Below are 24,741 nucleotides of genomic sequence, written 5' to 3'. Positions count from 1 at the left end.
CGCGTCCCCCTCACCCTAACCCTCTCCCCGGGGGGGGAGAGGGGATCTCTGGCGGGGGGAGGCGGCCGCTTACTTCGACAGCGAAGCCCAGTCGATCTCGTACACCTTGTCGGCCGGCTGGTAGGTCCTGAAGGCGGCGATCACGTCGTCGACGCTGACGCCGCCCGGCACGTTCTGGATTTCGTAGACGACCGAGCTGCCGCTGGTCGGGCCGACGTCGGCGTTGCGGTGGGCCTGCGAGACCAACCCTTCGCCGGCCTTCTTGATCATGATGGAAGCCATGCATCCGTCTCCTGTTGCGACTCGCCCGACGGCAAAACCATAAACAAAAAGTGGTTTAACCGGAAGGCGGAAAGAACGGGGACGGATGCAGGGGGGCGTCAGGGCAGTGCCGCGGCCTCGGTCACCCGGGCGCCGCCCGGCATGCGATCGGGCTGGGCGCCGGCCAGCGCCCCGGCGATGCCGCCGGTCAGCCAGGCCGAGAAGGCGCTGCGCCCGTCGGCGCTGGCTTGACCGCAGGCGGCGACGGGGAGGGAACCGGCATCCTCGTCGTCGTCCTGGGCGGCGGCGGTGTTTTCGTAGTTCCACAGCGGCATGTTGGCGGCGGACGGTTCCGCGGCCGACGCGGTGGCGATCAGGCCGGGGGAGCGCGGGGCCGGGCGGCTGTGGACCTCGATCAGGGCGATGCGGATGCCGGCGGCCCAGGCACGGTCGATGAAGGCGTTCACCTGCCGCGCGGTGGCGGTGGAGCCGCCGGCGGCACCGGGCGCGCCGCCGGTCAGCCAAGCGGACGGCGTCGGGCTGCAGCCGCGCCGGTATTGCAGGGCCACCTGATCCTGGACGTAGGTCTGGCCGCGATAGAGGCGCATCAGGCCGTGGCCGTAGCGCTGCAGCTCGTCCAGCGGGCCGCGGCTGGCGGTCAGCAGGTTGCGGTCGAGCAGAATCAACGTCGGCTTGACGGCGATCAGCCGGTCCAGCAACGGCTCGAAATCGGCGAACTGGGCCTGCCGGTGGACGATGCGCAGGAATTCAAGGTTCGGTACGCCGCGCTCGGCGGCGATCCGGGACATGCCGCGCTCGTCCAGCGTGGCGTCGCGCAGCCCGGTGTCGCCCAGCGCCACCACCAGCACCGAATCGGGATGCCGGGCCGCCCGCTCGGCGACCACGTTGATGCGGTTCAGGTTGTACCAGGCGAAGGGCTGGTCGTAGAGCATGGAGCCGGTCCACAGCACCGCAAGCGCCGCCAGCCCGGCCAGGGCCAGCGGTGCCATCAGCAACCCGATCCCCAGCCTCCACCAGCGCCGCCGGCCGCTGCGCGGCGCAACGGGGTCGTCCTGGGCGGAGTCCCGATGGACCGACCCGATCCGGTCGGACGGGGTGGCGGACAGCGGCTCCTGCGGCTCGGGATTGGACATCGGCGGGTCTCCAAGCGGTCAAGACGGGGGCGGTCGGGAGGTGGTCGGAAGGCAGCGGAAAGGCGCGGGCGCGTTCACGCCTTCTCCCACAACGCGCGGGGGAGGCGAATCGACAGGCGGAAATTGGGGGTATCCCCAAGGTCCCGATGCACCTCCGCCGTAGGGTCCCGGTTTGCCGAAAGCGCCGTTTGTGTGTAGGCTCCAACCACCCAGGAAGGCCTCACAGCAGGGTTGGCGATGAGCACCGAGATCCGCAGTTTCAGCATTCCCGACGCCGCCGCCGAAGAGGCGCAGACGCAGCTCTCCGCCTTCCTGCGGACGGTCGAGGTCCAGCGCATCGAGACCGCCTATGCCGACGGGGCGTGGCGGGTGCTGGTGCTGTTCACCGACCTTCGCCGCAAGGAGGAGTCGCAGCAGATCGAGGCGGCCATCGCCGCCGCGCTGAACGGCTGGCGCGAGAAGGCCGCCACCCAGGCCGGCGTGACGCGCGACGCCGTTCTGCAGGACGACCTGCTGTCGGAAATCGCCCGGTTCGCGCCGACGACGGAACATGAGCTGTCGATCATCGTCAACGCCCGCGGTCAGGCCGCCTCGCCCTATGGCGGGGAGATCGTGCAGGTCGTCCGCTCGACGCTCGACCTGCTGATCGACTGATCGGGCCGCACGGGAAACCGCCGCGGGAGCTGGCAAGGGAGCCGGCGGAAATGTCCTATCCGGTTCGGCGGAGCGATCCGCATCCAAAAGCTGTGCTGACGCTGCCGTAAGCGTCAGTTGGTTCCGGCACCACGGCGTGCCAGGATTGCGCCCTTCAGTCGCAGCGGTGGATGAGGCGGTCGTGGCTTCGAAGCAGCATCCGAAGAGTCATGTCGCCGCGGACATGGCGTGGGCAGACGTTCCCGACTATCGCAAGATGGCGCTTGAACTGGCCCGGCTGGCCGCCGAGGCTGCGCAACGCGCCCGCGTGACCGGCAACGGCAAATACGACCGGCTGGCCCGTACCCTGACCAGCCGGGCGGGGGAAATCCTCAGCGACCTCGACCGCGGCGGGACGATGTGAGGGCGGGAGCAGGGTGACGGTAAAAAGGAAACGGCGCCCGGGTGGGGCGCCGTTGTCGTTTTCCGGGGAGTGTCGACCGGTCCTGTCCCGACCCTGTCCCCCGCTTTCGGCCGACCGAAGGTCCGTCGAAGGCGGGGGACGGAGGGATCGGGTGATCAGACCACCTTGGCGTCGTGCATGGCGGCGATCTGGTCCTTGTTGTAGCCGAGCTGGCCCAGGACCTCGTCGGTGTGCTCGCCGAGCAGCGGGGAGCCGGTGACCTCGACCGTCATGTCCGAGAACTTGATCGGGCTGCCGACGGTCAGGTACTTGCCGCGCTGCTTGTGGTCGACCTCGACGACGGTGCCGCTGGCGCGCAGCGACGGGTCGTTGGCGATCTCCTTCATCGACAGCACCGGCGAGCACGGGATGTCGAACTTGCGCAGGATGTCGACGGCCTCGAACTTGGTCTTGTCCTTCAGCCAATCCTCGATGATCGCGAAGATGTCGAAGATCTTGTCCTGACGGGCCAGCGCCGTGTTGTAGGCCGGATCGTCGATCCACTCCTCGCGGCCGAGAGCCTTGCAGATCGGCGCCCAGGCATGGCCCTGGATGGTGAAGTAGATGTAGGCGTTGGGATCGGTTTCCCAGCCCTTGCACTTCAGCACCCAGCCCGGCTGGCCGCCGCCGCCGGCATTGCCGCCGCGCGGAACCACGTCGGTGAACTTGCCGTGCGGGTACTGCGGGTATTCCTCCAGATAGCCGACGCGGTCCAGGCGCTGCTGGTCGCGCAGCTTGACGCGGCAGAGGTTCAGCACGCTGTCCTGCATCGACACGGCGACCTTCTGGCCCTTGCCGGTCTTGGTGCGGGCCATCAGGGCGGTCAGGATGCCGATGGCGAGGTGCATGCCGGTGTTGCTGTCGCCGAGCGCGGCGGCCGACACGGTCGGCGGGCCGTCCCAGAAGCCGGTGGTCGACGCGGCGCCGCCGGCGCACTGGGCGACGTTCTCATAGACCTTCAGGTCCTGGTAATGGTGGCCGTCGCTGAAGCCCTTGACCGAGGCGACGATCATGCCGGGGTTCAGTTCCTTGATCTTGTCCCAGCTGAAGCCCATGCGGTCCAGCGCGCCGGGGCCGAAATTCTCGACCAGCACGTCCGATTCCTTGATCAGACGGGTCAGGACTTCCTTACCCTCGGCGGTCTTGGTGTCCAGCGTCAACGAGCGCTTGTTGCTGTTGAGCATCGTGAAGTAGAGCGCGTCGGCATCCGGAATGTCGCGCAGCTGGCTGCGGGTGACGTCGCCGGCGCCCGGACGCTCGACCTTGATGACGTCCGCACCGTACCAGGCCAGAAGCTGGGTGCAGGCGGGGCCGGCCTGCACATGGGTGAAGTCGATGATCTTGATGCCTTCGAGCGGCTTGGTCATGACTGCAAACACTCCCTTATTCACGTTGTTTCAGTTCGTCTCTTGGACTGCTCATCAGTCCGGCCGGCCCATGCCCGGAGATCGGGGGCATCAAGGTCGGGAACCGGCCGGTATTCGATTTTCGCCGCCGGACGGCGTCAGCCGGCTGACGCGGTCGCCGTTTCGAGTTCGGTGAGGCGGCGGCGCAATTTCCGCTCTTCGGTCCAGCGGGCGGTTTCGTCCCGCACCACGGCGACGATCCCGGTCACCGCACCGTCGGCCCCCCGCAAAAGCGCGACGGTGAAGGCGATCGACAGGCTGTGCCCGTCCTTGTGGACCGCCGGCACGCGCAGCAGGTCGTGGCCGTAGCGGGTCTCGCCCGTCGCCATGGTGTTCGCGTAGCCGTCCCAGTGGCGCTGGCGCTGGCGTTCGGGAATGATGATGTCGAGCGACTTGCCCATCGCCTCGTCGGCGGTGAAGCCGAACATCCGCTCCGCCGCCGCGTTCCACAGGATGATGGCGCCGGTCGGGTCGGACACGATGACGGCATCGCCGATCACCGCCACCAACTGTTCGCAATCCACAACCGCGGGGGTGCCCGCTGCTGCTGTCTTTTCCATGTCGATCTCCTTGGCGCCCGCCCCCTCTTGGATTGGGCGCCGGGGGAGCCGGTGCGGCGGTGGCCCGTGAACCGTGCCGCACTGACATTATCGATACGGTATACCAGATACCATCGACCATGCAAGGGAATTTGAGAGCGGTGCGAACTGTCGTGAATGCGAACAGATCGGGGCTGGGGCGACCGGGGATTTTCCAGTCGCCGCAAAGGTCTGCGGGGATGTTCAGGAGTTTCGATTAATTGTAATCGAATGATTATCCGGCATAGTGTGCAAGGGCGGTACCGACCCGGGACGGTGCCGACAGCCTGCAATCACCCGGAATCGATGGGGAATGGGATGGCCGCGTTCGACAGCTATTGTGTGGCGCCTTTCAAGCAGCGCCTGCCGATCCAGCGGCTGTTTCCCAGCGACCACGAGGTGAACAGCGGGATTTGCTTCGGTCTCAGCCTGGAGTGGATCGCGCGCCACCGTTCGCGCAAGGGCGAGACGTCGAAGGCGCGCATCGCCTACATCGACCTGGACAACACGATCCTGCACGCCAGCATCAAGCAGCGCCTCTACGGCGCCGAGTTGAGCAATGACGTGGACACCTCGTCCGAGCAGCTGGGATCACGCAATCAGGCGATGGCGCAGGCCGGGTTCAAGATCGCGGCGACCAGGACGGAGTGGGTGAGCGTCAGCAGTGAGGAAAGCGTCAAGGACGTGCTGAAGGCGATCACCACCGCCACCGCCGGTCCCCACACCTATCACGTCGTCACCATGATCTTCGAACAGCGCGGCATGGCGCACGCCACCTGCTGCTACAAGTCGGGCGGCAAGGCCTTCGGGCTGGGGTCGCACCTGTATTTCTTCGATCCCAACTTCGGCGAATACAAGGCGTCGAGCGGCAGCGTCTCCGACCTGTTCTCCGGCCTGATCGGCCAATACCGCAACTTCAAGAAGCGGGACGGGTCGGTGATCGACTACAAGGTCAAGGAGTTCGTGGTGCAGAGCATTTCCTTCAACTGAGGCTGCTGCACGGCACCTGCGGGGGAATCCCCCCGCTCACGGAGTTTGCGCCGACGCGCTGGGTAGACCTGCGGTCAGCCGAAAGCGGGGAGAGGGTTGCGCGGCAGCCCTTCACCGAAAATCCACGCCGTGCATCCCCCTCACCCCAACCCCTCTCCCGCGAGGGGAGAGGGGCTTTGCTCAACGCCAGACTGCATGCATTGTTGCAAGCGCGAGATCTGTGCATCCCGTAGTCTCCCCGGGGGAGAGGGGGATTCTTGGGGGGCGGGGACGACCGCCGAAAAGCCCGACCTACCCGACCAGGTCGAAGAAGGGCATCGAGGCGTATTTGCTGGATTTGATGTTGGCGACCACCTTGTCCTGCGAATGGCCGCCGGTCATCATCGTCGCCGGCAGCTTGATCACCTTGCCGACCGCCTTCGACGATTTGCTGATCGGGTCCCATTGCAGGTTGAAGTTGACGATCTGCTTCTCGATGGCCGGCAGGTCTTCCTTGGTCACCCGCACATAGGGGCCGTGGATGATGCCGCCGCGCACCATCTTCGACACGGTCGGCGCGTTGAAGGCGCAGCAGGGCAGGCCGGCCTCGACCGCGACGATGGTGGCGATGGCGCCGCCCAGCGAATGGCCGCAGAGGATCGGCCGGTCGGCCCCCAGCATCATCTTCGCCTGTTCCAGCAGAAGATGCGCGGCGCGGATGCCGGCAGGCAGGCTTTCGATGGTGTAGAGGGCGATGTCGGTCTTCAGGTTCTTGCCGCCGGCCATCTGGCCGGAGGTGCTGCTGCCGACCGCCGTGCCGCGATAGGCGACGATGTACTGGTCGGAATGCTTTTCCTGATAGACGGCGCCGAAGAAGCCGACGTCGGTATCCTCGTGGGTGAAGAGCACCTGGAAGCCGGGCGGGGACCGTCTTGCCCCCTCCGCCTTGCTGAAGGCGGACTCGTCGTTGCCGCGGCCCTTCTGGAAATTGTAGACGGTGTTCGCGGCAACGGCCAAATCGAGAATGTTGACCGGCATGGTGGCGCCCTTCGTCGTAAGCGGGAGCCTGAGACAATACTGGCACGCCAGGGCTGTCAACGAACCGGAACGATTGTTATCGGCTTCCGCGTCTTAATCCGGGTTGTGTTGCTCTTTCGACAGCTGTTGCGGTTTCTGCGGCGGCAAAAGAAAAGGGCGCCTTGCGGCGCCCTTCCCTGCTTCATCGAACGGGCGGTAAGCCCGTTCTTTTCGATCAGACGTCCAGCAGCAGACGGCGCGGATCCTCGATCAGCTCCTTGATGCGGACGAGGAAGGTGACCGCCTCCTTGCCGTCGATGATGCGGTGGTCGTAGGACAGCGCCAGATACATCATCGGGCGGACTTCGACCTTGCCGCCGATGACGACCGCGCGGTCCATCGTCTTGTGCATGCCGAGGATGGCGGACTGCGGCGGGTTGATGATCGGGGTCGACATCAGCGAGCCGTAGACGCCGCCGTTGGAGATGGTGAAGGTGCCCCCCGTGAGCTCATCCATCGACAGCTTGCCGTCGCGGCCCTTCTTGCCCAGCGCGGCGATGGTGCCCTCGACGCCGGCGAAGTCGAGCTGGTCGGCGTTGCGCACCACCGGAACCACCAGACCCTGCGGCGTGCCGACGGCGACGCCGATGTCATAGTAGTTCTTGTAGATGAGGTCGGTGCCGTCGATCTCGGCGTTGACGGCCGGGATCTCCTTCAGGGCCTGGACGGCGGCCTTGACGAAGAAGGACATGAAGCCGAGCCGCACCTTGTGGCGCTTCTCGAAATAATCCTTGTACTCGGCACGGAGAGCCATCGCCGCCGACATGTCCACCTCGTTGAAGGTGGTCAGCATGGCGGCCGAGTTCTGGGCCTCCTTCAGGCGCTCGGCGATGCGCTGGCGCAGGCGGGTCATGCGGACGCGCTCTTCCTGAGCGGCGCGCGGACGGTCGCCCTGGGTGCCGGCGGCCCACTGGACCTTCGGCGCCGGAGCCGGAGCGGCGGGCTTGGCGGCGGGAGCGGCAGCCGGGGCGGCGATGACGTCGCCCTTGGTGATGCGGCCGTCCTTGCCCGAACCGGCGATGGCGGACGTGTCGACGCCCTTCTCGTCGGCCAGCTTGCGGGCGGCCGGGCCGGAAGCGGCGATGTTGCCCCCCGGAGTCGTGGTGGCGGCGGCGGCGGCCGGAGCCGGAGCGGCGGCGGGAGCGGCCGGGGCCGGAGCAGCGGCCGGGGCAGCCGGAGCGGCACCGGCGCCGCCCTCGGTGAGGACGCCCAGCAGGGCGCCGACCTCGACGTTCGCCCCTTCCGGAGCGACGATCTCGGCCAGCACGCCGGCGGCCGACGCATTCACCTCAAGCGTGACCTTGTCGGTCTCCAGCTCGACCAGCGCCTCGTCCATGGCGACGGCATCGCCGGCCTTCTTCAGCCAGCGGGCGACCGTCGCCTCGGAGACGGACTCACCCAGCGTGGGGACCTTGATTTCGGTAGCCATTTCTTATTCCTCGTTCGTCTTCTTGTTCGCTTGGGCGAGAGGGTCAGCGGACCGTCAGGGCTTCGTCCAGGAGCTTGGCCTGCTCCTTGTTGTGGCGCTTCAGCAGGCCGGTCGCCGGCGAGGCGGTGGCCGGGCGGCCGACATAGGACGGGCGGCCGGCCTTGTGGCCGACGTCCTTCAGCACCGCTTCCAGGCGGCGGTCGGCGAAGAACCAGGCGCCCTGGTTCTCCGGCTCTTCCTGGCACCAGACCAGCTCGGCGTTCGGATACTTGGCGAACTCGGCCGCCAGCGCGTCCTTCGGGAACGGGTAGAGCTGTTCCAGGCGCAGGATGACCACGTCCTTGATGCCGCGGCTCATGCGCTCCTGCAGCAGGTCGTAATAGACCTTGCCGGAGCACACCACGATGCGGCGGATCTTGTCGTTGGCGGCCAGATCGTTGGCGGTCTCGCCCAGCACGCGGTGGAAGCTGCTGCCCGGACCCATCTCCGACAGGTCGGAGATGCACAGCTTGTGGCGCAGCAGTGACTTCGGCGTGAACAGGACCAGCGGCTTGCGGAAGCTGCGGCGGATCTGGCGGCGGAAGACGTGGAACAGGTTGGCCGGCGTCGTCACGTTGCAGATCTGCCAGTTGTCCTCGGCGCACATCTGCAGGAAGCGTTCCGGACGGGCGGACGAGTGTTCCGGACCCTGGCCCTCGTAGCCGTGCGGCAGCAGCATCACCAGGCCGGACATGCGCAGCCACTTGGACTCGCCCGACGAGATGAACTGGTCGATGATGGTCTGGGCGGTGTTGGCGAAGTCGCCGAACTGCGCTTCCCACAGCACCAGATTGTGCGGCTCGGCCAGCGAATAGCCGTACTCGTAACCGACGACGGCGGCTTCCGACAGCGGGCTGTCATGGACCTCGAAGGTCGCCTGATCCGGGCTGACGTGGCAGAGCGGGACGTATTTCTCTTCGGTGTTCTGGTCGTACATCACCGCATGGCGGTGCGAGAAGGTGCCGCGGCCGGAATCCTGGCCCGACAGGCGGACGCCGGTGCCCTCGGCCACCAGGGTGGCGTAGGCCAGCGCCTCGGCGGTCGCCCAGTCGATGCCTTCGCCGGTCTCCAGCGTCTTCTTCTTGGCTTCCAGCTGGCGCGCGATCTTGGAGTTGATCGCGAAGTCCTTCGGGTATTCGCAGAGCTTGAAGCCGATCTGCTTCAGCCTGTCGATGTCCACGCCGGTCTCGCCGCGGTGGGCGCTGTCGGCGGCCTGGGCCTGCAGGCCGGCCCACTTGCCTTCCAGCCAGTCGGCCTTGTTCGGCTTGTAGCTGCTCGACGCCTCGAACTCACCCTCCAGCTTCTTCATGAAGTCCTGGGTGATCTGGTCGCCCTCGGCCTGGGTGATCACGTTCTCCTCGACCAGCTGCTTGGCATACAGCTCGCGCGTGGTCGCGTGGGCGCGGATCTTCTTGTACATCAGCGGCTGGGTGAAGCCCGGCTCGTCGCCCTCGTTGTGGCCGTGGCGGCGGTAGCAGACCATGTCGATCACGACGTCCCGCTTGAACTTCTGGCGGAACTCGATGGCGATGCGGCTGATATGGACGACGGCTTCGGGATCGTCGCCGTTCACGTGGAAGATCGGCGCCTGCACCATCTTGGCCATGTCGGAGCAGTACACGCCCGACCGCGAATAGGTCGGGTTGGTGGTGAAGCCGATCTGGTTGTTGATGATGAAGTGCATGGTGCCGCCGGTGCGGTAGCCGCGAAGCTCCGACAGGCCCAGCGTCTCGGCCACGATGCCCTGGCCGGCGAAGGCGGCGTCGCCGTGGATCAGCACGCCCATCACCTGCTCGCGCTCGAGATCGCGGCGCTGCTGCTGCTTGGCGCGCACCTTGCCGAGTACGACCGGGTTGACCCATTCCAGGTGGGACGGGTTGGCGGTCAGCGACAGGTGGACGATGTTGCCGTTGAAGTCGCGGTCCGACGAGGTGCCGAGATGGTACTTCACGTCGCCGGAGCCCTGGACGTCCTCCGGGCTCGACGGGTTGCCCTGGAACTCCGAGAAGACGGCGGAGAAGGGCTTGCCCATGAAGTTGGTCAGCATGTTCAGGCGGCCGCGGTGGGCCATGCCGACGACGGCCTCCTTGAGGCCGAGCTGGCCGCCGCGCTTCAGGATCTGCTCCAGCGCGGGGATCATCGACTCGCCGCCCTCAAGGCCGAAGCGCTTGGTGCCGGTGTATTTCAGCTGCAGGAACTTCTCGAAGCCCTCGGCCGCGGTCAGCCGCTCCAGGATGGCGCGCTTGCCGTTCACCGTGAAGTCGGTGTGGTTGCGGCCGCCCTCGATGCGCTCCTGGATCCAGGCCTTCTCTTCCGGATCCTGGATGTGCATGAACTCGACGCCGATCGTCCCGCAATAGGTCTTGACCAGGATGTCGAGGATCTGGCGCAGGGTCGCCGTTTCCAGCCCCAGCGAGTAGTTCAGGAAGATCGGACGGTCGAGGTCGTCCGGGCCGAAGCCGTAGGTCGCCGGATCGAGTTCCGGGTGCGGCTCGCGCTTTTCGAGGCGCAGCGGGTCGAAATGCGCGTTCATGTGGCCGCGGACGCGGTAGACGCGGATCAGCATCAGGGCGCGGATGCTGTCCAGCGTGGCGGCGCGCAGCTGCTGCGGGCTGATGCCGCCATAGACCTGCTGGGCATGGGCCAGCATGGCGCCGTTGGCCGGGCCGTTCATCGCGGCGGCGGCACCGTTCGTGGCAGCGCCGTTGGGGACGCCGACGATGAAGCTCTCGGCGACCGGATCGCGCTTGGCCTTGGGGTCTTCCAGATCGGACACGGTCCAGGACGCGCCGCGCAGCTCGTCCAGGACGGCGCGCGAATCCTCGTCCAGATCCTGGAAGAAGCTGTTCCAGCTGGGGTCGACGGCGGCCGGGTTGGACAGGTAGCTGGCGTAGAGCTCGGCGACGTAACCGGCGTTCGAGCCGAAGAGGAACGAGGTCTGTTCCAGATTTGCCGACATGGTTTCACCTCGGGCGTGGACCCGGGTCCCTGTGGGAGATGATGGCGAGTGGCGAAGGAGGGCGGGGGATCGATGGATACCCATGTGCAAGAACCGGCGGAAACGGCCGGTGGGATGCGGACCGCGAGGCTGGACGCACCGCCGACGCTTGCATATGGGTTCCCAGGACCATCCGTCCAAGAGCGGACTCCGAAGGGGCGGCGGGCGGGGCGCCGTAGCGTCCCGCCCGTCATCCTCTTGCAAGGCACCCTCTTTTCAAAGGCAGAAGGCCGAGGGCGTCACGTCGCCGTGACGCCCGCAGGCGATCAGCCCTTGAACACCTTCAGCATGGTGGAGCCCAGGCTGGCGGGGCTGTCGGCGACGGCGATGCCGACCGACTTCATGAAGTCGATCTTGAAGTCGGCGGTGTCGTTGCCGCCGGAGATCACCGCGCCGGCATGGCCCATGCGGCGGCCCGGAGGGGCGGTGCGGCCGGCGATGAAGCCGACGACCGGCTTCTTCGTGCCCGACGCCTTGATGAACTCGGCGCCGCGGACTTCGGCGTCGCCGCCGATCTCGCCGATCATGATGATGCCCTCGGTCTCCGGGTCCTTCACGAACAGCTCCAGGCTGTCGACGAAGTTGGTGCCGTTGACCGGGTCGCCGCCGATGCCGATGCAGGTGGTCTGGCCCAGACCGGCCGCCGTGGTCTGCGCCACCGCTTCATAGGTCAGCGTGCCCGAGCGCGAGACGATGCCGATCTTGCCGCGCTTGTGGATGTGGCCCGGCATGATGCCGATCTTGCACTCGTCCGGCGTGATGATGCCGGGGCAGTTCGGGCCGATCAGGCGGGTGGCGGAGCCGTCCAGGGCGCGCTTGACGCGGACCATGTCCAGCACCGGGATGCCTTCGGTGATGCAGACCACCAGCGGGATCTGGGCGTCGATGGCTTCCAGGATCGCGTCGGCCGCGAAGGGCGGCGGCACGTAGATCACGGAGGCGTTGGCGCCGGTCTTCTCGACCGCTTCCGACACGGTGTCGAAGATCGGCAGGTCGAGGTGCTTGGCCCCGCCCTTGCCGGGCGTGACGCCGCCGACCATCTTGGTGCCGTAGGCGATGGCCTGCTCGGAGTGGAAGGTGCCCTGGGCTCCGGTGAAGCCCTGACAGATCACCTTCGTGTTCTTATCGACGAGAACAGCCATTTCACGCGGCCTCCTTCACGGCCTTGACCACCTTTTCGGCGGCATCGGCGAGGTTGTCGGCCGAGAGGATCGGCAGGCCGGATTCGGCCAGGATCTTCTTGCCCAGATCGACGTTGGTGCCTTCCAGGCGGACCACCAGCGGAACGTGCAGGTGCACTTCGCGCGCCGCGGCGACCACGCCCTCGGCGATCACGTCGCAGCGCATGATGCCGCCGAAGATGTTGACCAGGATGCCTTCGACGTTGCTGTCGGACAGGATCAGCTTGAAGGCCGCGGTGACGCGCTCCTTCGTGGCGCCGCCGCCGACGTCGAGGAAGTTGGCCGGCTCGCCGCCATACAGCTTGATGATGTCCATAGTGGCCATCGCCAGGCCGGCGCCGTTGACCATGCAGCCGATGTTGCCGTCGAGCTTGACGTAGTTGAGGCTGTGCTTGGCCGCCTCGATCTCCGACGGATCCTCTTCGGCTTCGTCGCGCAGCTCTTCCACGTCCTTGTGGCGGAACAGGGCGTTGTCGTCGAAGTTCATCTTGGCGTCGAGCGCCAGGATGTCGCCCGAACCGGTGACGATCAGCGGGTTGATCTCGACGATGGCGCAGTCCAGATCGACGAAGGCCTTGTAGGCAGCCTGGATGAACTTGGCGGCGGCACCGACCTGCTTGCCTTCCAGGCCGAGCGCGAAGGCGACCTTGCGGGTGTGATAGCCCTGGATGCCGGTGGCCGGGTCGACGGCGACCTTGACGATCTTCTCCGGCGTGTTGTGGGCGACCTCTTCGATCTCCATTCCGCCTTCGGTCGAGGCCATGATCGTCACGCGGCCGGTGGCGCGGTCGATCAGCATGCCGAGATACAGCTCGCGCTTGATGTCGGCGCCTTCCTCGACATAGAGGCGCTTGACCTCGCGGCCTTCCGCGCCGGTCTGCTTGGTCACCAGGACGCTGTTCAGCATCTCGGCGGCGTTCTTGCCGACTTCCTCGATCGACTTGACGACGCGGACGCCGCCCTTGCCCTCGGGGTTGTTCTTGAAGCGCCCGGCGCCGCGGCCGCCGGCGTGGATCTGGGACTTCACCACCCAGACCGGACCGCCGAGCTCGCGGGCGACCGTCTCGGCCTCCTGCGGGGTGTAGGCGACGCCGCCGCGGGGAACCGCGACGCCGTACTTCTTCAGCAGGCTTTTCGCCTGGTACTCATGGATGTTCATCGGGCGTCCATCTGTTTTTTGGTTCGGCTGACGAGAACGGGTCGACTGAAAGACGAGACGGGCGCACCACCGGCGCCCTCCCGGACCCGATCAGGAGGATCGGGGATCGGGACGGCGCCGGAGACCGCGCTGTTCGTTCTTTAGGAAGCGGACTTCTCGGCGTCCAGCTTCTTGACGACGTCGACCAGCGTCTTCACCGCGTCGACGGAGTTCTGGAACATCGCCTTCTCTTCGTCGTTCAGCTCGATCTCGATGATCTTCTCGACGCCGCCGGCGCCGATGATCGTCGGGACGCCGACGTAGAGGTCGTCCTGGCCATACTGGCCGCTCAGGTGGGCGGCGACCGGCAGGACGCGCTTCTGGTCCTTCAGGTAGGACTCGGCCATCTGGATGGCGGAGGCGGCCGGGGCGTAGAAGGCCGAACCGGTCTTCAGCAGCTTGACGATCTCGGCGCCGCCGTCACGGGTGCGCTGGACGATGGCGTCCAGCTTCTCCTGCGTGGTCCAGCCCATCTTGACCAGATCGGGCAGCGGGATGCCGGCGACGGTGGAGTAGCGCACCAGCGGGACCATGGTGTCGCCGTGGCCGCCCAGCACGAAGGCGGTGACGTCCTCGACCGAGACCTTGAACTCTTCGGCCAGGAAGTAGCGGAAACGGGCCGAGTCGAGCACGCCGGCCATGCCGACCACGCGCTCCGGCGGCAGGCCGGAGGCCTGCTGCAGCACCCACACCATCACGTCGAGCGGGTTGGTGATGACGATGACGAAGGCGTTGGGGGCGTATTTGCCGATGGCCTCGCCGACGGTCTTGCAGACGCCGCTGTTGATGCCGATCAGGTCGTCGCGGCTCATGCCCGGCTTGCGCGGGATGCCGGCGGTGACGATCACGACGTCGGCGCCCTCGATGACCGAATAGTCGTTGCCGCCGGTCAGGCTGGCGTTGAAGCCCTCGACCGGGGAGGTTTCGGCGAGATCCAGCGCCTTGCCGGCCGGCATGCCTTCGGCGATGTCGAACAGGACGACGTCGCCCAGTTCCTTCTGGGCAGCGAGCAGAGCCAGCGTGCCGCCGATCTGGCCGGCGCCGACGAGCGCAATTTTCTTGCGAGCCATGGAGCGTTCCCTAAAACGTTTGAGCGTCCCCCATTCAGCGGGAGACTAGAACCGTTGGTCATTCTAACGTCTTAGGGATCCAGCGCCCCGAGATTTCGGAAGCGTAGGTAGCGCGTTTTGTCGCGGAGGGCAAGCCTGACCGCCAGCGGGGCATTGCAGCTTTGCGTCGCACCCCCGATGATCCTTTCCAACGCCCGGACCGTTCGGCTTTATACGTATGGTTCGCGTCCGGTCCCTGCCTTGTTCAAAGATGGTCGAAGGAGAGCGCTGATGGCCAATCTCATGGCCCGTTTCATTTCCGGTCCGGCCCTGTCGCTGGCGCTTGCCGCCGGCCTTGCCGGTGTCATTGGGGCCGGTGGCGCCCAGGCCCAGACGGTCGGCGACTACACCGCCGCCATGGCCGCCGCCCCGATCACCGACGCGGTGGCGGCCCCCAGCGTCGCCTATTGCCAGACGCTGACCAACTACGTCTACACCTCGATCCCCGGGAACCAGCGGGCGAGCTGGGTGCTGCCGCTGGTGACGCTGGACGGCACGCAGTCGGCGGAGCTGACCGCCAAGCGCGACGCCTGCCTGCAGGTCCGCCAGCAGGCGCTGATCACCTTCGACGCCGGCACCGGCGAGCAGATCGTCACCCCGGCCGAGGCGATGGAAGGTCCGACCGACCGCGGCCCCTATTACAAGGAGCCCTCGCCCGACGCCCCGGTCCCGCACACCGGCCGCGCCACGCCGCGCCAGCCGATGCCGCGCGGCGGTGCCCAGCCGCAGCCCTACTGACCGGGCAAGGGCGTATCAAGGCCCGATGCCGTAGCGTTCCAGGTGTCGGGCCATCTCGGCGGGGGACAGCGGGAAGCCGCTGCCCTGCCGGGCGTTCAGCATGGCGCGCGGGTGGATGCCGGCGGCGCGGGCCTGGATCTGCATGGCGCAGCGCATCGACAGGCCGGCGCGCCAGACCAGCGCGGTGACCGCCTGTGGGTCGTGGGCGTCCAGGATCAGGTCCACCACCTCCGGCGCCACGCGGGCGCGCAGCGTCAGGGCCGTCCGCAGGAAGCCCATCTCGTTCCACGACATCGCATCGCCGAGCGCCGTCTCGTCCAGCTTGCCCTGCCGGTGCAGGCGCACGGCGCGGCGTTCCGGCGGTTCGGCCTGGTCGGGGGCTTCCGCCCAGTCGATGCGGCGGCGGGTGGCGGCGGCGATCTCCGCCACCGTGGCGTCGTCGAAGTCGGGACGGCGGCGCAGATGCTCCATCACCGCCAGATCGACGAAATCGGCCAGCCGCAGCGCCAGCCGGCGCGGCAGGGCGGGGCGGCGGGCCAGTTTCTCCCGCCAGTCCGGATGGTGGGCGGACTGCTCCACCAAGCGATCAAGGGTCGGCTCGGCGATCACTGCCCCGCTGTTGTCGAGCAGGAGGCCGGTCGCCTCGGCATGGCCGCTGCCGGCGATGGCGTCGGACAGGGCGGCGCCGATGCCGTGGCGCCGTGCGATGGCCGACAATGCCCAGCCGGCGGGGGCCGCGGCGACGATGTCCAGCAGATCCTCGTCGCCGAGCGCCGCGCAGCAGCGCAGCACCGGCTCCGCCACCGACCGTTCGACGTCGCGCGCCAGAGTCGCGACCACCGACGGCGGCGCGCAGGCGATGTCCTTGATCGCCGTCGACAGCGCCTCGCGCACGCGGACGATGTGGTCGCGGGCAAGCTGTTCCAGGGCGCGGACGGTGGCGGCGCTGACGGTGTCGGCCCCGCCCGGCGGCAGGTCGGGCAGCAGCCGGCACAGCTTGCGGGCCAGGGTGGAGCGCACGTCGGCGTCGCCCATCCCGGCCAGCCGCGATTCGACCAGCGCGTCGCCGACCTGCCGGGCGACGCCGCGGCTGGGCGGAGGAGAAAGGGGGGGCTCCGGCGACTCGGCGAACAGGTAGTCCATCAGTTCGGGCGCAACTCCGCACTCCGTCTCCGGCGGGAGAGGGGGAGCGGGGCGGGAGGGGGAGGGCCGGGCTGTCACCGGACCCGAAGCCTCGTGGTTGCGCAGGGGCAGGGCCGGAGCGGCCGTGGTGGGGTCATGCGGACCATCGAAGCGCCTCCCTGGTTAACGGCCCCCTAATAAGGCGCCGGTCAGCGCCGCTTGGCCGCCGGAGTGGCGCCCAGCATGCTGCGTTGCGCCAGCATCGGGCGCGGCATCTGTCGGCCACCCAGCACGCGCACGGGAAGCGACTGCTCCAGCCGGTGCTTGTCGAACTGGTCGAAGATGCGCAGCAGCGCTTCCGCCGTGCCCTCGCCATACTGGATGTCGGTGCGGGCGCGGTCCAGCTCGGTGCGCAGGCCCTGGCGCAGGCGGCCGAACAGCGCATCGAACAGCACCTGGAAATGCTCCTCGGCAAAGACGAAATGCCGGTCGCGCAGCCGGTCGGTCATCCGCCGCATGAAGGTCTGGCGCTGCTGGTGGAACTGGCGGAAACGCAGCAGCACCCGGATGAAGGGCGTGTCGGCCAGCACCGCCAGCGTTTCCTCATGCGCCAACCGCTGCCAGACCTCGGCATCGCGGTCGGTCCCCAGCCGGTTGAACAGGGCGATGGCGCCGGCATTCATCGCCTCCCATTCCTTTTCGTAGAACAGGGCGGTCAGGGTCGATTGCAGGCCGGGGACGATCACCTGGGGAAAGCTGGCGCCGGTGATCGGGTCCATGCTGTCGGGCAGCGTGGCGCGCAGGGCCGACACCATCAGGCGGGTGACGAAATCGCGGCGTCGTCCATCCGTCGGGACCTGCGGGGGCTCCTCGCCCGGTGCGTGGCAGCCGCCACAGGATGAGGGGCAGGATGGGGAACTGGAACCGGCGGTGCAGCTGTGGCAGATCGAGGCGAACAGCGGCAGCACTGACGGCCAATGCGCCATCATCAGCCCCATCGCGCGGGTGAACTCCTCGCGCGACAGGACGCCCTTGGCGGTGAATTGCGGCTCCAGCGCCTCCTGGAAGGTGCTGACCAGGGCCTGCGCCGTGCGATGGTGGCGTTCGAACGGCGGCGGATCGGCGGTCATCGCATGTCCTCCCTCCCGATGCATTCCAGCCGGCCAGCCATCCGGGGCGGCCACGATTACCGAATCAATTTATCCGGTATTTTATCGATGCCGGCTGTGACGGCTGTCACAGTGGGACCCATGCGCCGGTCGGTGAAGACAAAAAAAGGGCCGCGACCCAAGCGGGCGCGGCCTTTAGTCTAGGGAGGAAACGCACTGCAAAATGCAGTAACGAGACGGAGTTTAAGCCCGCCGCCCTGTTAGCGGTACCACGGTTTTCGAATTGGTGCGGTGCGACACCCGCATAGCGCGGTATGGAATATCGCTTGGTCTGCCCAACCGATGTGCGGAGAGGCAGTTTTTTGCCTTTTTCGCAGGCAGATGCCGGATCGCGGGTCAGGCGAACGATCATTTGCGAAAATCATCGCATTCGCAAGGGTACACAAACGAAAAGGGGGATGTCTCGCGACACCCCCCCTTTTCGTTCCCGGATCGGACGGGCGTCAGGCCGCCAGCTTCTCGCGGATCAGCGCCTTGGTCTCATCGACGCCGTAGAGCTGGATGAAGGAGCCCATGCGCGGGCCGGTGGTCTGGCCCAGCAGCACCTCGTACAGCGCCTGGAACCACGCCCGCAGTTCGGTGAAGCCGTGGGCCTTGCCGACCTCGAACACCTCGTTCTGGATGACGTCGGCGCGGGAATCGGCCGGCAGGGCGTCGAGCTTGGCCAGCAGATCCTGCAAGGCCGCGCGCTCGGCGTCGGTGGGCGCGCGGAACCGCTTGGTCGGCTTCACCTGATCCTGGTAGTAGCGCACGGCGTAGCCGACCATGCTGTCCAGGAAAGGGCTGTTCTCCGGCGTGGCGTCGGGGGCGTAGCGGCGGATGAAGCCCCACATGCTGTCCTTGGTCTCGGCATTGGCCGCACCCGCCAGATTGAGCAGCAGGTTGAAGGACACGTCGGAGCGCACCGCCGGCGGCTTGCCGTTGTGGATGTGCCAGGCCGGGTTCTCCAGCTTCTTCGCCGGCTCCTCGCCATGGACCTTGTCGACGAAGGTCAGATACTCGTCGACGGCGCGCGGGATGACGTCGAAGTACAGGCGCTTGGCCGACTTCGGCTTCTGGAACATGTAGAGGGCGAGGCTTTCCTGCGGCGCGTAGGCCAGCCATTCCTCCATGGTCAGGCCGTTGCCCTTCGACTTGGAGATCTTCTGGCCCTTGTCGTCGAGGAAGAGCTCGTAATTGAAGCCTTCCGGCGGGGTGCCGCCGAGGATTTTGCAGATCTTGCCGGCCAGCTCGGCCGACGGGATCAGATCCTTGCCGTACATCTCGTAATCGACGCCGAGCCCGAACCAGCGCATGCCCCAGTCGGGCTTCCACTGCAGCTTCACATGGCCGCCGGTGACCGGAAGCTCGACCTTCTTCCCGTCCTCGTCCTCGAAGACGATGGTGCCGGCATCGACGTTGCGCTCCAGCATCGGCACCTGGAGGACCCGGCCGGTGGAGGGGGAGACCGGCAGGAAGGGGCTGTAGGTCGCCTGACGCTCGGCGCCGAGGGTGGGCAGCATCACCGCCATCACCTCGTCGTAATGGCGCAGGACGCCCAGCAGCGCCTCGTCGAAGCGGCCGGACTTGTACCAGTCGGTGGAGGACTGGAACTCGTACTCGAAGCCGAAGCTGTCGAGGAAGGCGCGCAGCCGGGCGTTGTTGTGGGCGCCGAAGCTGTCATGGGTGCCGAAGGGATCGGGCACCTGCGTCAGCGGCTTGCCCAGGCTGGCCGCCACCATCTCCTTGTTGGGGATGTTGTCGGGGACCTTGCGCAGCCCGTCCATGTCGTCCGAGAAGCAGAACAGCTTGGTGGGCAAGTCGCTCATGGTCTGGAAGGCGTGGCGCACCATGCTGGTGCGCGCCACCTCGCCGAAGGTGCCGAGATGCGGCAGGCCCGACGGGCCGTAGCCGGTCTCGAACAGGACATAGCCTTTGGCGGGCGGCGCTTTCGCGAAGCGCGCGACCAGTTTGCGCGCCTCCTCGAACGGCCATGCCTTCGCCTGCAACGCCAGATCCCGTTCGCCGGTCATCGTCGGACCCTTTCGACACCAGATAGATAAAATATGGGAATGAGGGCAAAGACCCTAGGGCCGCCCGGGCGTGGCGTCAACCTTGGGCGTCCGGTGAGATCCGGCGGGGTACGTGTTCCGGGCCACTTGCGGCACCCGGTCGCCCGGTCCATCCTGCGCGGCCCGCGGGATCGGCCTTGCGGGAATCGGCAGGGTTGGCGGGGTTTTGGGGCGATGAGCTGGCTGTATCTGGTGGTGGCGATCCTGTTCGAGGTCGTCGGCACCTCGGCGATGAAGATGTCGGAGGGGATGACGCGGCTCGGCCCGGCGGCGGTCGTGGTGGTGTGCTACGGCATCGCCTTCCTGCTGCTGTCAAAGGCGTTGCGCAGCATGGAGGTCGGCATCGCCTACGCCATCTGGTCGGCGACGGGCACGGCGGCCATCGCCGCCATCGGTGTCCTCGTGTTCGGGGAAACGCTGACGGTGATGAAGGTGGTCGGCATCCTCCTGATCGTCGCCGGGGTCATCAGCCTGCATATGGCGAGCGGGCCGGCGTAAACGAACTCGGACGGCCGGGGCGCCGGACCTGAACGAATGGGAGGAAGAGACATCATGACCGTTCCGACCGCTGCCGCCTTCGATCCGCGGCTCGACCTCGAACTGAAGCGCGAGGTTCCGGTTCCGCCGGCGCTGCTCTGGCGGGCCTGGACCGAGCCCGAGCTGCTGATGAAGTGGTTCACGCCGGCCCCCTGGCGGACCACCGCCTGCGAGATCGACCTGAAGCCCGGCGGCCTGTTCCGTACGGTGATGGAAGGGCCGAACGGCGAGAAGAACGACAACGTCGGCTGCTATCTCGCGGTGGAGCCGGAGAAGCTCCTGGTCTTCACCTCCGCTCTCGGACCGGGCTACCGCCCCACCGGAAACAGCTTCCTCACCGCGTCGGTCAGCTTCGAGGCGACGGCCGAAGGCACGCTCTATACCGCCGTCGCGCTGCACAAGGACGAAGCCGCCAGGACGCAGCACGAGGAGATGGGCTTCCATCACGGATGGAGCGCCGCGCTCGACCAGATGGTCGCGCTGGCGAAGACGATGTAAGGGGACTTATACCATTGCCGGAAAGTTCCGACCTTTGGTCGGCACTTTCCAGCCCCTCAGACGCCGGGCGGCCCGCTTCCGCGGGCCTTGGCTTCGCGGGCATGTGCCCGCGCGGCCGCAGTCGCGGCCGTACCAGAGCCGAAAAGTCGAAACTTTTCGGCTCTGGTATTACACCCCGACCTTGAACGGGTTCACCTGCCGGGCGGCGCGTTCCACCGCCTCGGCGGGGCCGGGGCGACCCAGGTAATAGCCCTGGGCGACGTCGCAACGCAGGACGCGCAGGGCTTCCAGCGTCCCGGCATCCTCGACGCCCTCCGCCACCGCGGTCAGGTTCAGGCTGTGGGCCATCTGGATGACGGCGGCGGTGATCTTGGCGCTGTCGTGGCTGCGGGTGAGGTCGGCGACGAAGCTGCGGTCGATCTTCAACTTGTCCACTGCCAGGCGGCCGATGTAGGACAGGTTGGAATAGCCGGTGCCGAAATCGTCGATCGACATCTGCACGCCCATCGCCTTCAGCCGGCGCAGATTCTCCATCACCAGATCCGTGTTCTGGATCAGCATCGATTCGGTCAGCTCCAGCTCCAGCAGCAGCGGGTCGAGCCCGCTGTCGGCCAGGGCCCGGGTCACCGTGGGGACAAGGTCGCTGCGCTGAAGCTGCAGGGCCGACAGATTGACCGCCACCGACAGCGAGAGCCCCTGGTCGCGCCAGCGCGCCGCCTGCCGGCAGGCCTCGGCCAGGACCCAGGCGCCGATCGGCACGATCAGGCCGCTATCCTCGGCGATCGGGATGAAGGCGCCGGGCGGGACCATGCCCTTCTCCGGATGGTTCCAGCGCAGGAGCGCCTCCGCCCCCGTCACGGCGCCGGTCTCCAGGCTGACCTGCGGCTGGTAGTGGATCAGGAACTCGCCCCGCTCCAGCGCGCGGCGCAGGCCGCTGCGGGTGGAGAGGTGGGCCACCGCCTCGGCGTTCATCGCCTCGGCATAGAAGCGGTGGGTGTCGCGGCCGGCCGCCTTGGCATGGTGCAGGGCGGTGTCGGCGTTCTTCAGCAGGGTGGCGAAGTCCTCGCCGTCGGCCGGGGCCAGCGCCACCCCGGAGGACAGGGTGAGGGTAAGCTCCTGCCCGTCCACCTGGAAGGGCTCGGCCATCGCCTCGTGCAGGGAGGCGACGGTCTCCACCACCGTATCGATGTCGGGCCGGCCGGACAGCAGCAGGATGAACTCGTCGCCGCCGCCGCGGCTGACCGTGTCGGTATCGCGCACCACCGCCTTCAGCCGCTCCGCCACCGCGCGCAGCAGGGCGTCGCCGACGGCATGGCCGAGACTGTCGTTCACCGTCTTGAAGCGGTCGAGTCCGCAGGCGACCAGCGCCACCAGCCGGCCGTTGCGTTCCGACCGGGCCAGGGCCTGTTCGGTGCGGTCCTGAACCAGCACCCGGTTGGGCAGCAGGGTCAGCGCGTCGTGGCGCGACAGATACTCCATCCGCTCCTGCGCCGCCTTGCGGTCGGTGATGTCGCGGACCAGGACCAGCAGCCGGCGGTCGTTGCCGTCGATGACGGCGCGCCGCATGCTGACCTCTCCCCAGAACTGGGTGCCGTCCAGCCGCCGGGCATGCCATTCGAGCAGTTGCGGTTCGCCGTCGGCCGCCTTGCGGCGCCAGGCCGCCGCCGTTTTCGCCGTGTAGGACGGCTCGCCGGAACTGAGCATCTCGACATCGATGTCCGACAGCGGCATGTCGCCCACCCGGTACATCTCCCTCATCCGGCGGTTCACCTCCAGGATCGCGCCGCTGTCCAGGTCGTGGATGACGATGGCGTCGGTGACGTTGTCGAAGATGGTGCGGACCCGCTCCTCGCTGGCGGTCAGGGCCGTGACCGCGGCGCGCAGGCTTTCCGTCTTGCTTTCCACCTGCCGGCGCAGCAGCAGGACCCAGACCAGGGCGCCCACGCCCAGCAGCGCCAATCCGGCCAGCAGCTTGACCAGCAGGTCCGTCAGATGGGGGCTGATGCCGGTGAGGCGGCGGCCGACCCAACGCTCCTCAATGGCCTTGCGCTCTTCCGGGGTGATGCGGGCGAAGCCGTCGGCGATCAGGCGGAAAAGCTTCGCGTCGCCCTTGCGCACCGCCCAGTGCAGTTCGCCCGTATAGAGCGGGTCGGTGTAGCGGAACCGTCCCTGCACCCCTCGCTTGGTCATGTAATACTGGGCCGAGGGGTCGTCCATGCAGAAGACCCGGGTGTCCTGCCGCGAGGCCGCCTCCACCATCGCCTCGAAGCCGGGAAAGCGCTGGAACGCGGTGATGCCGTGATCGGTCAGCCATTCGAGGCAGAAATCACCGTCCTTCACCCCCACCGTGAAGGCGCGCAGGGATTCCACACCGGTGATGCCGCTGAGGTCGGCGCTGAACCAGATCGGCACGTCGACGCGGGCATAGGGCTTGGAGAAGTCGTAGAGCAGGTCGCGTGCGTCGTTGCGGAAGATGGTCTCGATGACGTCGGCGGCTCCGCTGTCGACCGCCTGGCGGGCGAGGCCCCAGTCGGTGGGCATCATCTGGACCGCGACGCCGGTCTTCTGCGACCACAGCGCCCACAGATCCTTCACGATGCCGACATGCACGCCGTCCGGGGTGCGGAAGCTGTAGGGCGGGTAATTGTCGTCCAGCGTCACTCGGAGTTCGGCCGGGGGGCGTCCGGCGTCCGGGCTCCCCGCCGCCGGTGCCGGCACCGACAGATTGATCGCCGCGGCCGGGGCGCCGGCCAGCAGGGCCGGCAGGAGGATGGCAAGCGTCCGGCGGGTGGAGATCCAAGCCGCGGAAAGCCCATGGCCGCGGCTCATGGCGAAGCCCCGGCAGGGGCGGGGGGCGGACAGCGCTTGGCGGACATGGACATGGCCCTTGCCGAGGTCATGGACAGCGCAGGCGTGCGAGGCCATCGCCATCCCACCGCCATCGCCAGCTTATCGGAAAAGGTAACCCGTTCGATGCGCTGCGGCAACGAGCGGTTCTTTCCGTCCTGTGACAAGCTCCCGCAGCGAGGGAAGGCGGTCGTCGCAGGTCAGAGGGCCAAGCTGGCGTTCAGGAGGTCCGGTCGGCGGATGGCGGCCGGGTGCCGGATTGGGCGCCGCCCGATTGAGCGCGGAGGGCGTCGCGGATCTCCTCCAGCAGCTGCTCCTGCCGCGGCGGGGTCTTCGGGACCTCCTTGTGCAGGATGTGCAGCCGGTTGACCTGCCGGACGATCATGAACAGGGCGCCGGACACGATCAGGAAATTGATACAGGCGTTGATGAAGCGGCCGTAATTGACGGTGGCCGCTCCTGCCGCCTCGGCCGCCTGGAGCGAGTCGTAATGGCCGCCGGACAGGCTGAAGAAATAGTTCGAGAAGTCGATGCCGCCCATGATCCAGCCGATCGGCGGCATCAGGACGTCCTTGACCAGGGAATTGACGATTCCCGTAAAGGCCGCACCGATGATGATGCCGACCGCCAGCTCCACGACGTTGCCGCGGCTGATGAATTTCTTGAACTCTTCGAGCATGGCGTCCCGTTCTTCCGTGATGATGGAGAGGGAACGGGGTGGGACGGGGGTTGGTTTCAATTGGGAGAATGGGGGCGGGGTCGGGCATTCGCCCTAACCCTCCACCGGGCGGCTACGGGATGCACACAACTCATGTGCCATTAAGCCCCTGGAGCAACGACATCTATTCGGCCGTCATTCCCGCGAAGGAGCCTATGAAGAAATCGAACTTATATGAGAAAGCCCTAATCTCGCAGGCGTGCACATCTCCCCCTCGTCACCCCGCGGAGGCGGAGAACCAGGATTTCCAACACAAGTGCTTGTGAAGACTGGATTCCCGCCTTCGCGGGAATGACGGCCGAGAAAAGCGCACGATGCGATCCAACGCGATGTGGTTCGAACTTGGGGCTTCTCTCAGTGAGTCACCAATTTCTTCACAGGCTCGGAGGCGGGAATCCAGCGGTTCCAGCCGCTTCATTGCGGAGTTTCCTGGATCCCCGCCGTCGCGCTACGGCATTCACAGATCTCGCATCCGCGAAGGAAATGCATCCTCTGGTAGCGAGCGGCCCTTCTCCCCTTGCGGGGCGGGATGAGCAACTGTCTTGTTCATGGGTTGGCTGGAATGG

The 24,741-nt window shown here is 67.1% G+C and carries 21 protein-coding genes; 6 read left to right on the top strand and 15 right to left on the bottom strand.

From position 1 onward, the window contains the following. Window positions 1–69: 69 nt before the first annotated feature. Window positions 70–282 (bottom strand): hypothetical protein, encoded by a 213-nt coding sequence (locus JHL17_RS31715; RefSeq protein ID WP_200198653.1) that lies wholly within the window; start codon window positions 280–282, stop codon window positions 70–72. A 98-nt stretch (window positions 283–380) separates the two neighbouring features. Further along, window positions 381–1,415 (bottom strand): hypothetical protein, encoded by a 1,035-nt coding sequence (locus tag JHL17_RS31710; protein ID WP_200198652.1) that lies wholly within the window; start codon window positions 1,413–1,415, stop codon window positions 381–383. A gap of 237 nt (window positions 1,416–1,652) precedes the next feature. Here JHL17_RS31710 and JHL17_RS31705 point away from each other — a divergent pair, with 237 nt between their 5' ends. Together JHL17_RS31705 and JHL17_RS31700 are read left to right on the top strand one after the other, a co-directional pair. Continuing rightward, complete coding sequence (locus JHL17_RS31705; RefSeq protein ID WP_200198651.1) at window positions 1,653–2,069, top strand: HRDC domain-containing protein; 417 nt, start codon at window positions 1,653–1,655, stop codon at window positions 2,067–2,069. A gap of 181 nt (window positions 2,070–2,250) precedes the next feature. Continuing rightward, on the top strand, window positions 2,251–2,472 hold the full coding sequence (locus JHL17_RS31700; RefSeq protein WP_200198650.1) for a hypothetical protein: 222 nt from the start codon (window positions 2,251–2,253) through the stop codon (window positions 2,470–2,472). A gap of 155 nt (window positions 2,473–2,627) precedes the next feature. Here JHL17_RS31700 and frc read toward each other — a convergent pair whose 3' ends face one another. Together frc and JHL17_RS31690 are read right to left on the bottom strand one after the other, a co-directional pair. Further along, window positions 2,628–3,878: a formyl-CoA transferase gene (gene frc, locus JHL17_RS31695; RefSeq protein ID WP_200198649.1), complete on the bottom strand. Its 1,251-nt coding sequence runs from the start codon at window positions 3,876–3,878 to the stop codon at window positions 2,628–2,630. Between the two features lie 137 nt (window positions 3,879–4,015). After that, window positions 4,016–4,477 (bottom strand): PAS domain-containing protein, encoded by a 462-nt coding sequence (locus tag JHL17_RS31690; RefSeq protein ID WP_200198648.1) that lies wholly within the window; start codon window positions 4,475–4,477, stop codon window positions 4,016–4,018. 336 nt (window positions 4,478–4,813) lie between these two features. Between JHL17_RS31690 and JHL17_RS31685 the strand changes: the two genes are divergently transcribed. Next, window positions 4,814–5,485 carry a YopT-type cysteine protease domain-containing protein gene (locus JHL17_RS31685; RefSeq protein WP_200198647.1) on the top strand — a complete coding sequence of 224 codons (672 nt, stop codon included), beginning with the start codon at window positions 4,814–4,816 and terminating at the stop codon, window positions 5,483–5,485. Between the two features lie 291 nt (window positions 5,486–5,776). On the opposite strand, the gene JHL17_RS31680 is transcribed toward JHL17_RS31685, so the two are convergent. From JHL17_RS31680 to mdh, 6 genes are all read right to left on the bottom strand, one after another. After that, complete coding sequence (locus tag JHL17_RS31680; RefSeq protein ID WP_200198646.1) at window positions 5,777–6,502, bottom strand: Tle-like phospholipase domain-containing protein; 726 nt, start codon at window positions 6,500–6,502, stop codon at window positions 5,777–5,779. 214 nt (window positions 6,503–6,716) lie between these two features. After that, window positions 6,717–7,970 (bottom strand): 2-oxoglutarate dehydrogenase complex dihydrolipoyllysine-residue succinyltransferase, encoded by a 1,254-nt coding sequence (odhB, locus tag JHL17_RS31675; RefSeq protein WP_200198645.1) that lies wholly within the window; start codon window positions 7,968–7,970, stop codon window positions 6,717–6,719. Between the two features lie 43 nt (window positions 7,971–8,013). After that, on the bottom strand, window positions 8,014–10,968 hold the full coding sequence (locus tag JHL17_RS31670; protein WP_200198644.1) for a 2-oxoglutarate dehydrogenase E1 component: 2,955 nt from the start codon (window positions 10,966–10,968) through the stop codon (window positions 8,014–8,016). Window positions 10,969–11,273: 305 nt separating this feature from the next. Then, on the bottom strand, window positions 11,274–12,149 hold the full coding sequence (gene sucD / locus JHL17_RS31665) for a succinate--CoA ligase subunit alpha (RefSeq protein WP_200198643.1): 876 nt from the start codon (window positions 12,147–12,149) through the stop codon (window positions 11,274–11,276). A gap of 1 nt (window position 12,150) precedes the next feature. Further along, on the bottom strand, window positions 12,151–13,347 hold the full coding sequence (sucC, locus tag JHL17_RS31660; RefSeq protein ID WP_200198642.1) for an ADP-forming succinate--CoA ligase subunit beta: 1,197 nt from the start codon (window positions 13,345–13,347) through the stop codon (window positions 12,151–12,153). A 140-nt stretch (window positions 13,348–13,487) separates the two neighbouring features. Then, window positions 13,488–14,456: a malate dehydrogenase gene (gene mdh, locus JHL17_RS31655; protein WP_045581684.1), complete on the bottom strand. Its 969-nt coding sequence runs from the start codon at window positions 14,454–14,456 to the stop codon at window positions 13,488–13,490. Between the two features lie 270 nt (window positions 14,457–14,726). On the opposite strand from mdh, the gene JHL17_RS31650 reads away from it, so the two are divergent. Next, window positions 14,727–15,233 (top strand): hypothetical protein, encoded by a 507-nt coding sequence (locus JHL17_RS31650; protein WP_200198641.1) that lies wholly within the window; start codon window positions 14,727–14,729, stop codon window positions 15,231–15,233. A 15-nt stretch (window positions 15,234–15,248) separates the two neighbouring features. Here the strand turns inward: JHL17_RS31650 and JHL17_RS31645 are convergent, their stop codons facing one another. The 3 genes from JHL17_RS31645 to JHL17_RS31635 form a co-directional block, all read right to left on the bottom strand. Beyond that, complete coding sequence (locus JHL17_RS31645; protein WP_200198640.1) at window positions 15,249–16,376, bottom strand: DUF2336 domain-containing protein; 1,128 nt, start codon at window positions 16,374–16,376, stop codon at window positions 15,249–15,251. 188 nt (window positions 16,377–16,564) lie between these two features. Then, window positions 16,565–17,485 carry a hypothetical protein gene (locus JHL17_RS31640; protein WP_200198639.1) on the bottom strand — a complete coding sequence of 307 codons (921 nt, stop codon included), beginning with the start codon at window positions 17,483–17,485 and terminating at the stop codon, window positions 16,565–16,567. A gap of 482 nt (window positions 17,486–17,967) precedes the next feature. After that, entirely contained in the window at window positions 17,968–19,536 is a 1,569-nt protein-coding gene (locus JHL17_RS31635; protein WP_200198638.1) for a lysine--tRNA ligase, read from the bottom strand. Window positions 19,537–19,749: 213 nt separating this feature from the next. Between JHL17_RS31635 and JHL17_RS31630 the strand changes: the two genes are divergently transcribed. Next, the gene (locus JHL17_RS31630; RefSeq protein ID WP_200198637.1) at window positions 19,750–20,073 is read left to right on the top strand and encodes a DMT family transporter; all 324 of its coding nucleotides are present in this window, start codon (window positions 19,750–19,752) and stop codon (window positions 20,071–20,073) included. Between the two features lie 54 nt (window positions 20,074–20,127). Next, window positions 20,128–20,610, top strand: a complete 483-nt coding sequence (locus tag JHL17_RS31625) for an SRPBCC family protein (protein ID WP_200198636.1) — start codon at window positions 20,128–20,130, stop codon at window positions 20,608–20,610. A gap of 168 nt (window positions 20,611–20,778) precedes the next feature. Here JHL17_RS31625 and JHL17_RS31620 read toward each other — a convergent pair whose 3' ends face one another. Next, the gene (locus JHL17_RS31620; RefSeq protein ID WP_247893957.1) at window positions 20,779–23,541 is read right to left on the bottom strand and encodes an EAL domain-containing protein; all 2,763 of its coding nucleotides are present in this window, start codon (window positions 23,539–23,541) and stop codon (window positions 20,779–20,781) included. A gap of 136 nt (window positions 23,542–23,677) precedes the next feature. Then, window positions 23,678–24,136: a large conductance mechanosensitive channel protein MscL gene (gene mscL / locus JHL17_RS31615; protein WP_200198635.1), complete on the bottom strand. Its 459-nt coding sequence runs from the start codon at window positions 24,134–24,136 to the stop codon at window positions 23,678–23,680. Window positions 24,137–24,741 lie beyond the last annotated feature (605 nt).

Origin of the sequence: Azospirillum endophyticum, from assembly GCF_016595245.1 — a bacterium.
Classification (GTDB): domain Bacteria; phylum Pseudomonadota; class Alphaproteobacteria; order Azospirillales; family Azospirillaceae; genus Azospirillum; species Azospirillum endophyticum.
The sequence above is the reverse complement of the archived record's forward strand: the minus strand, read 5'-3'. Positions and strand labels throughout refer to the sequence as shown.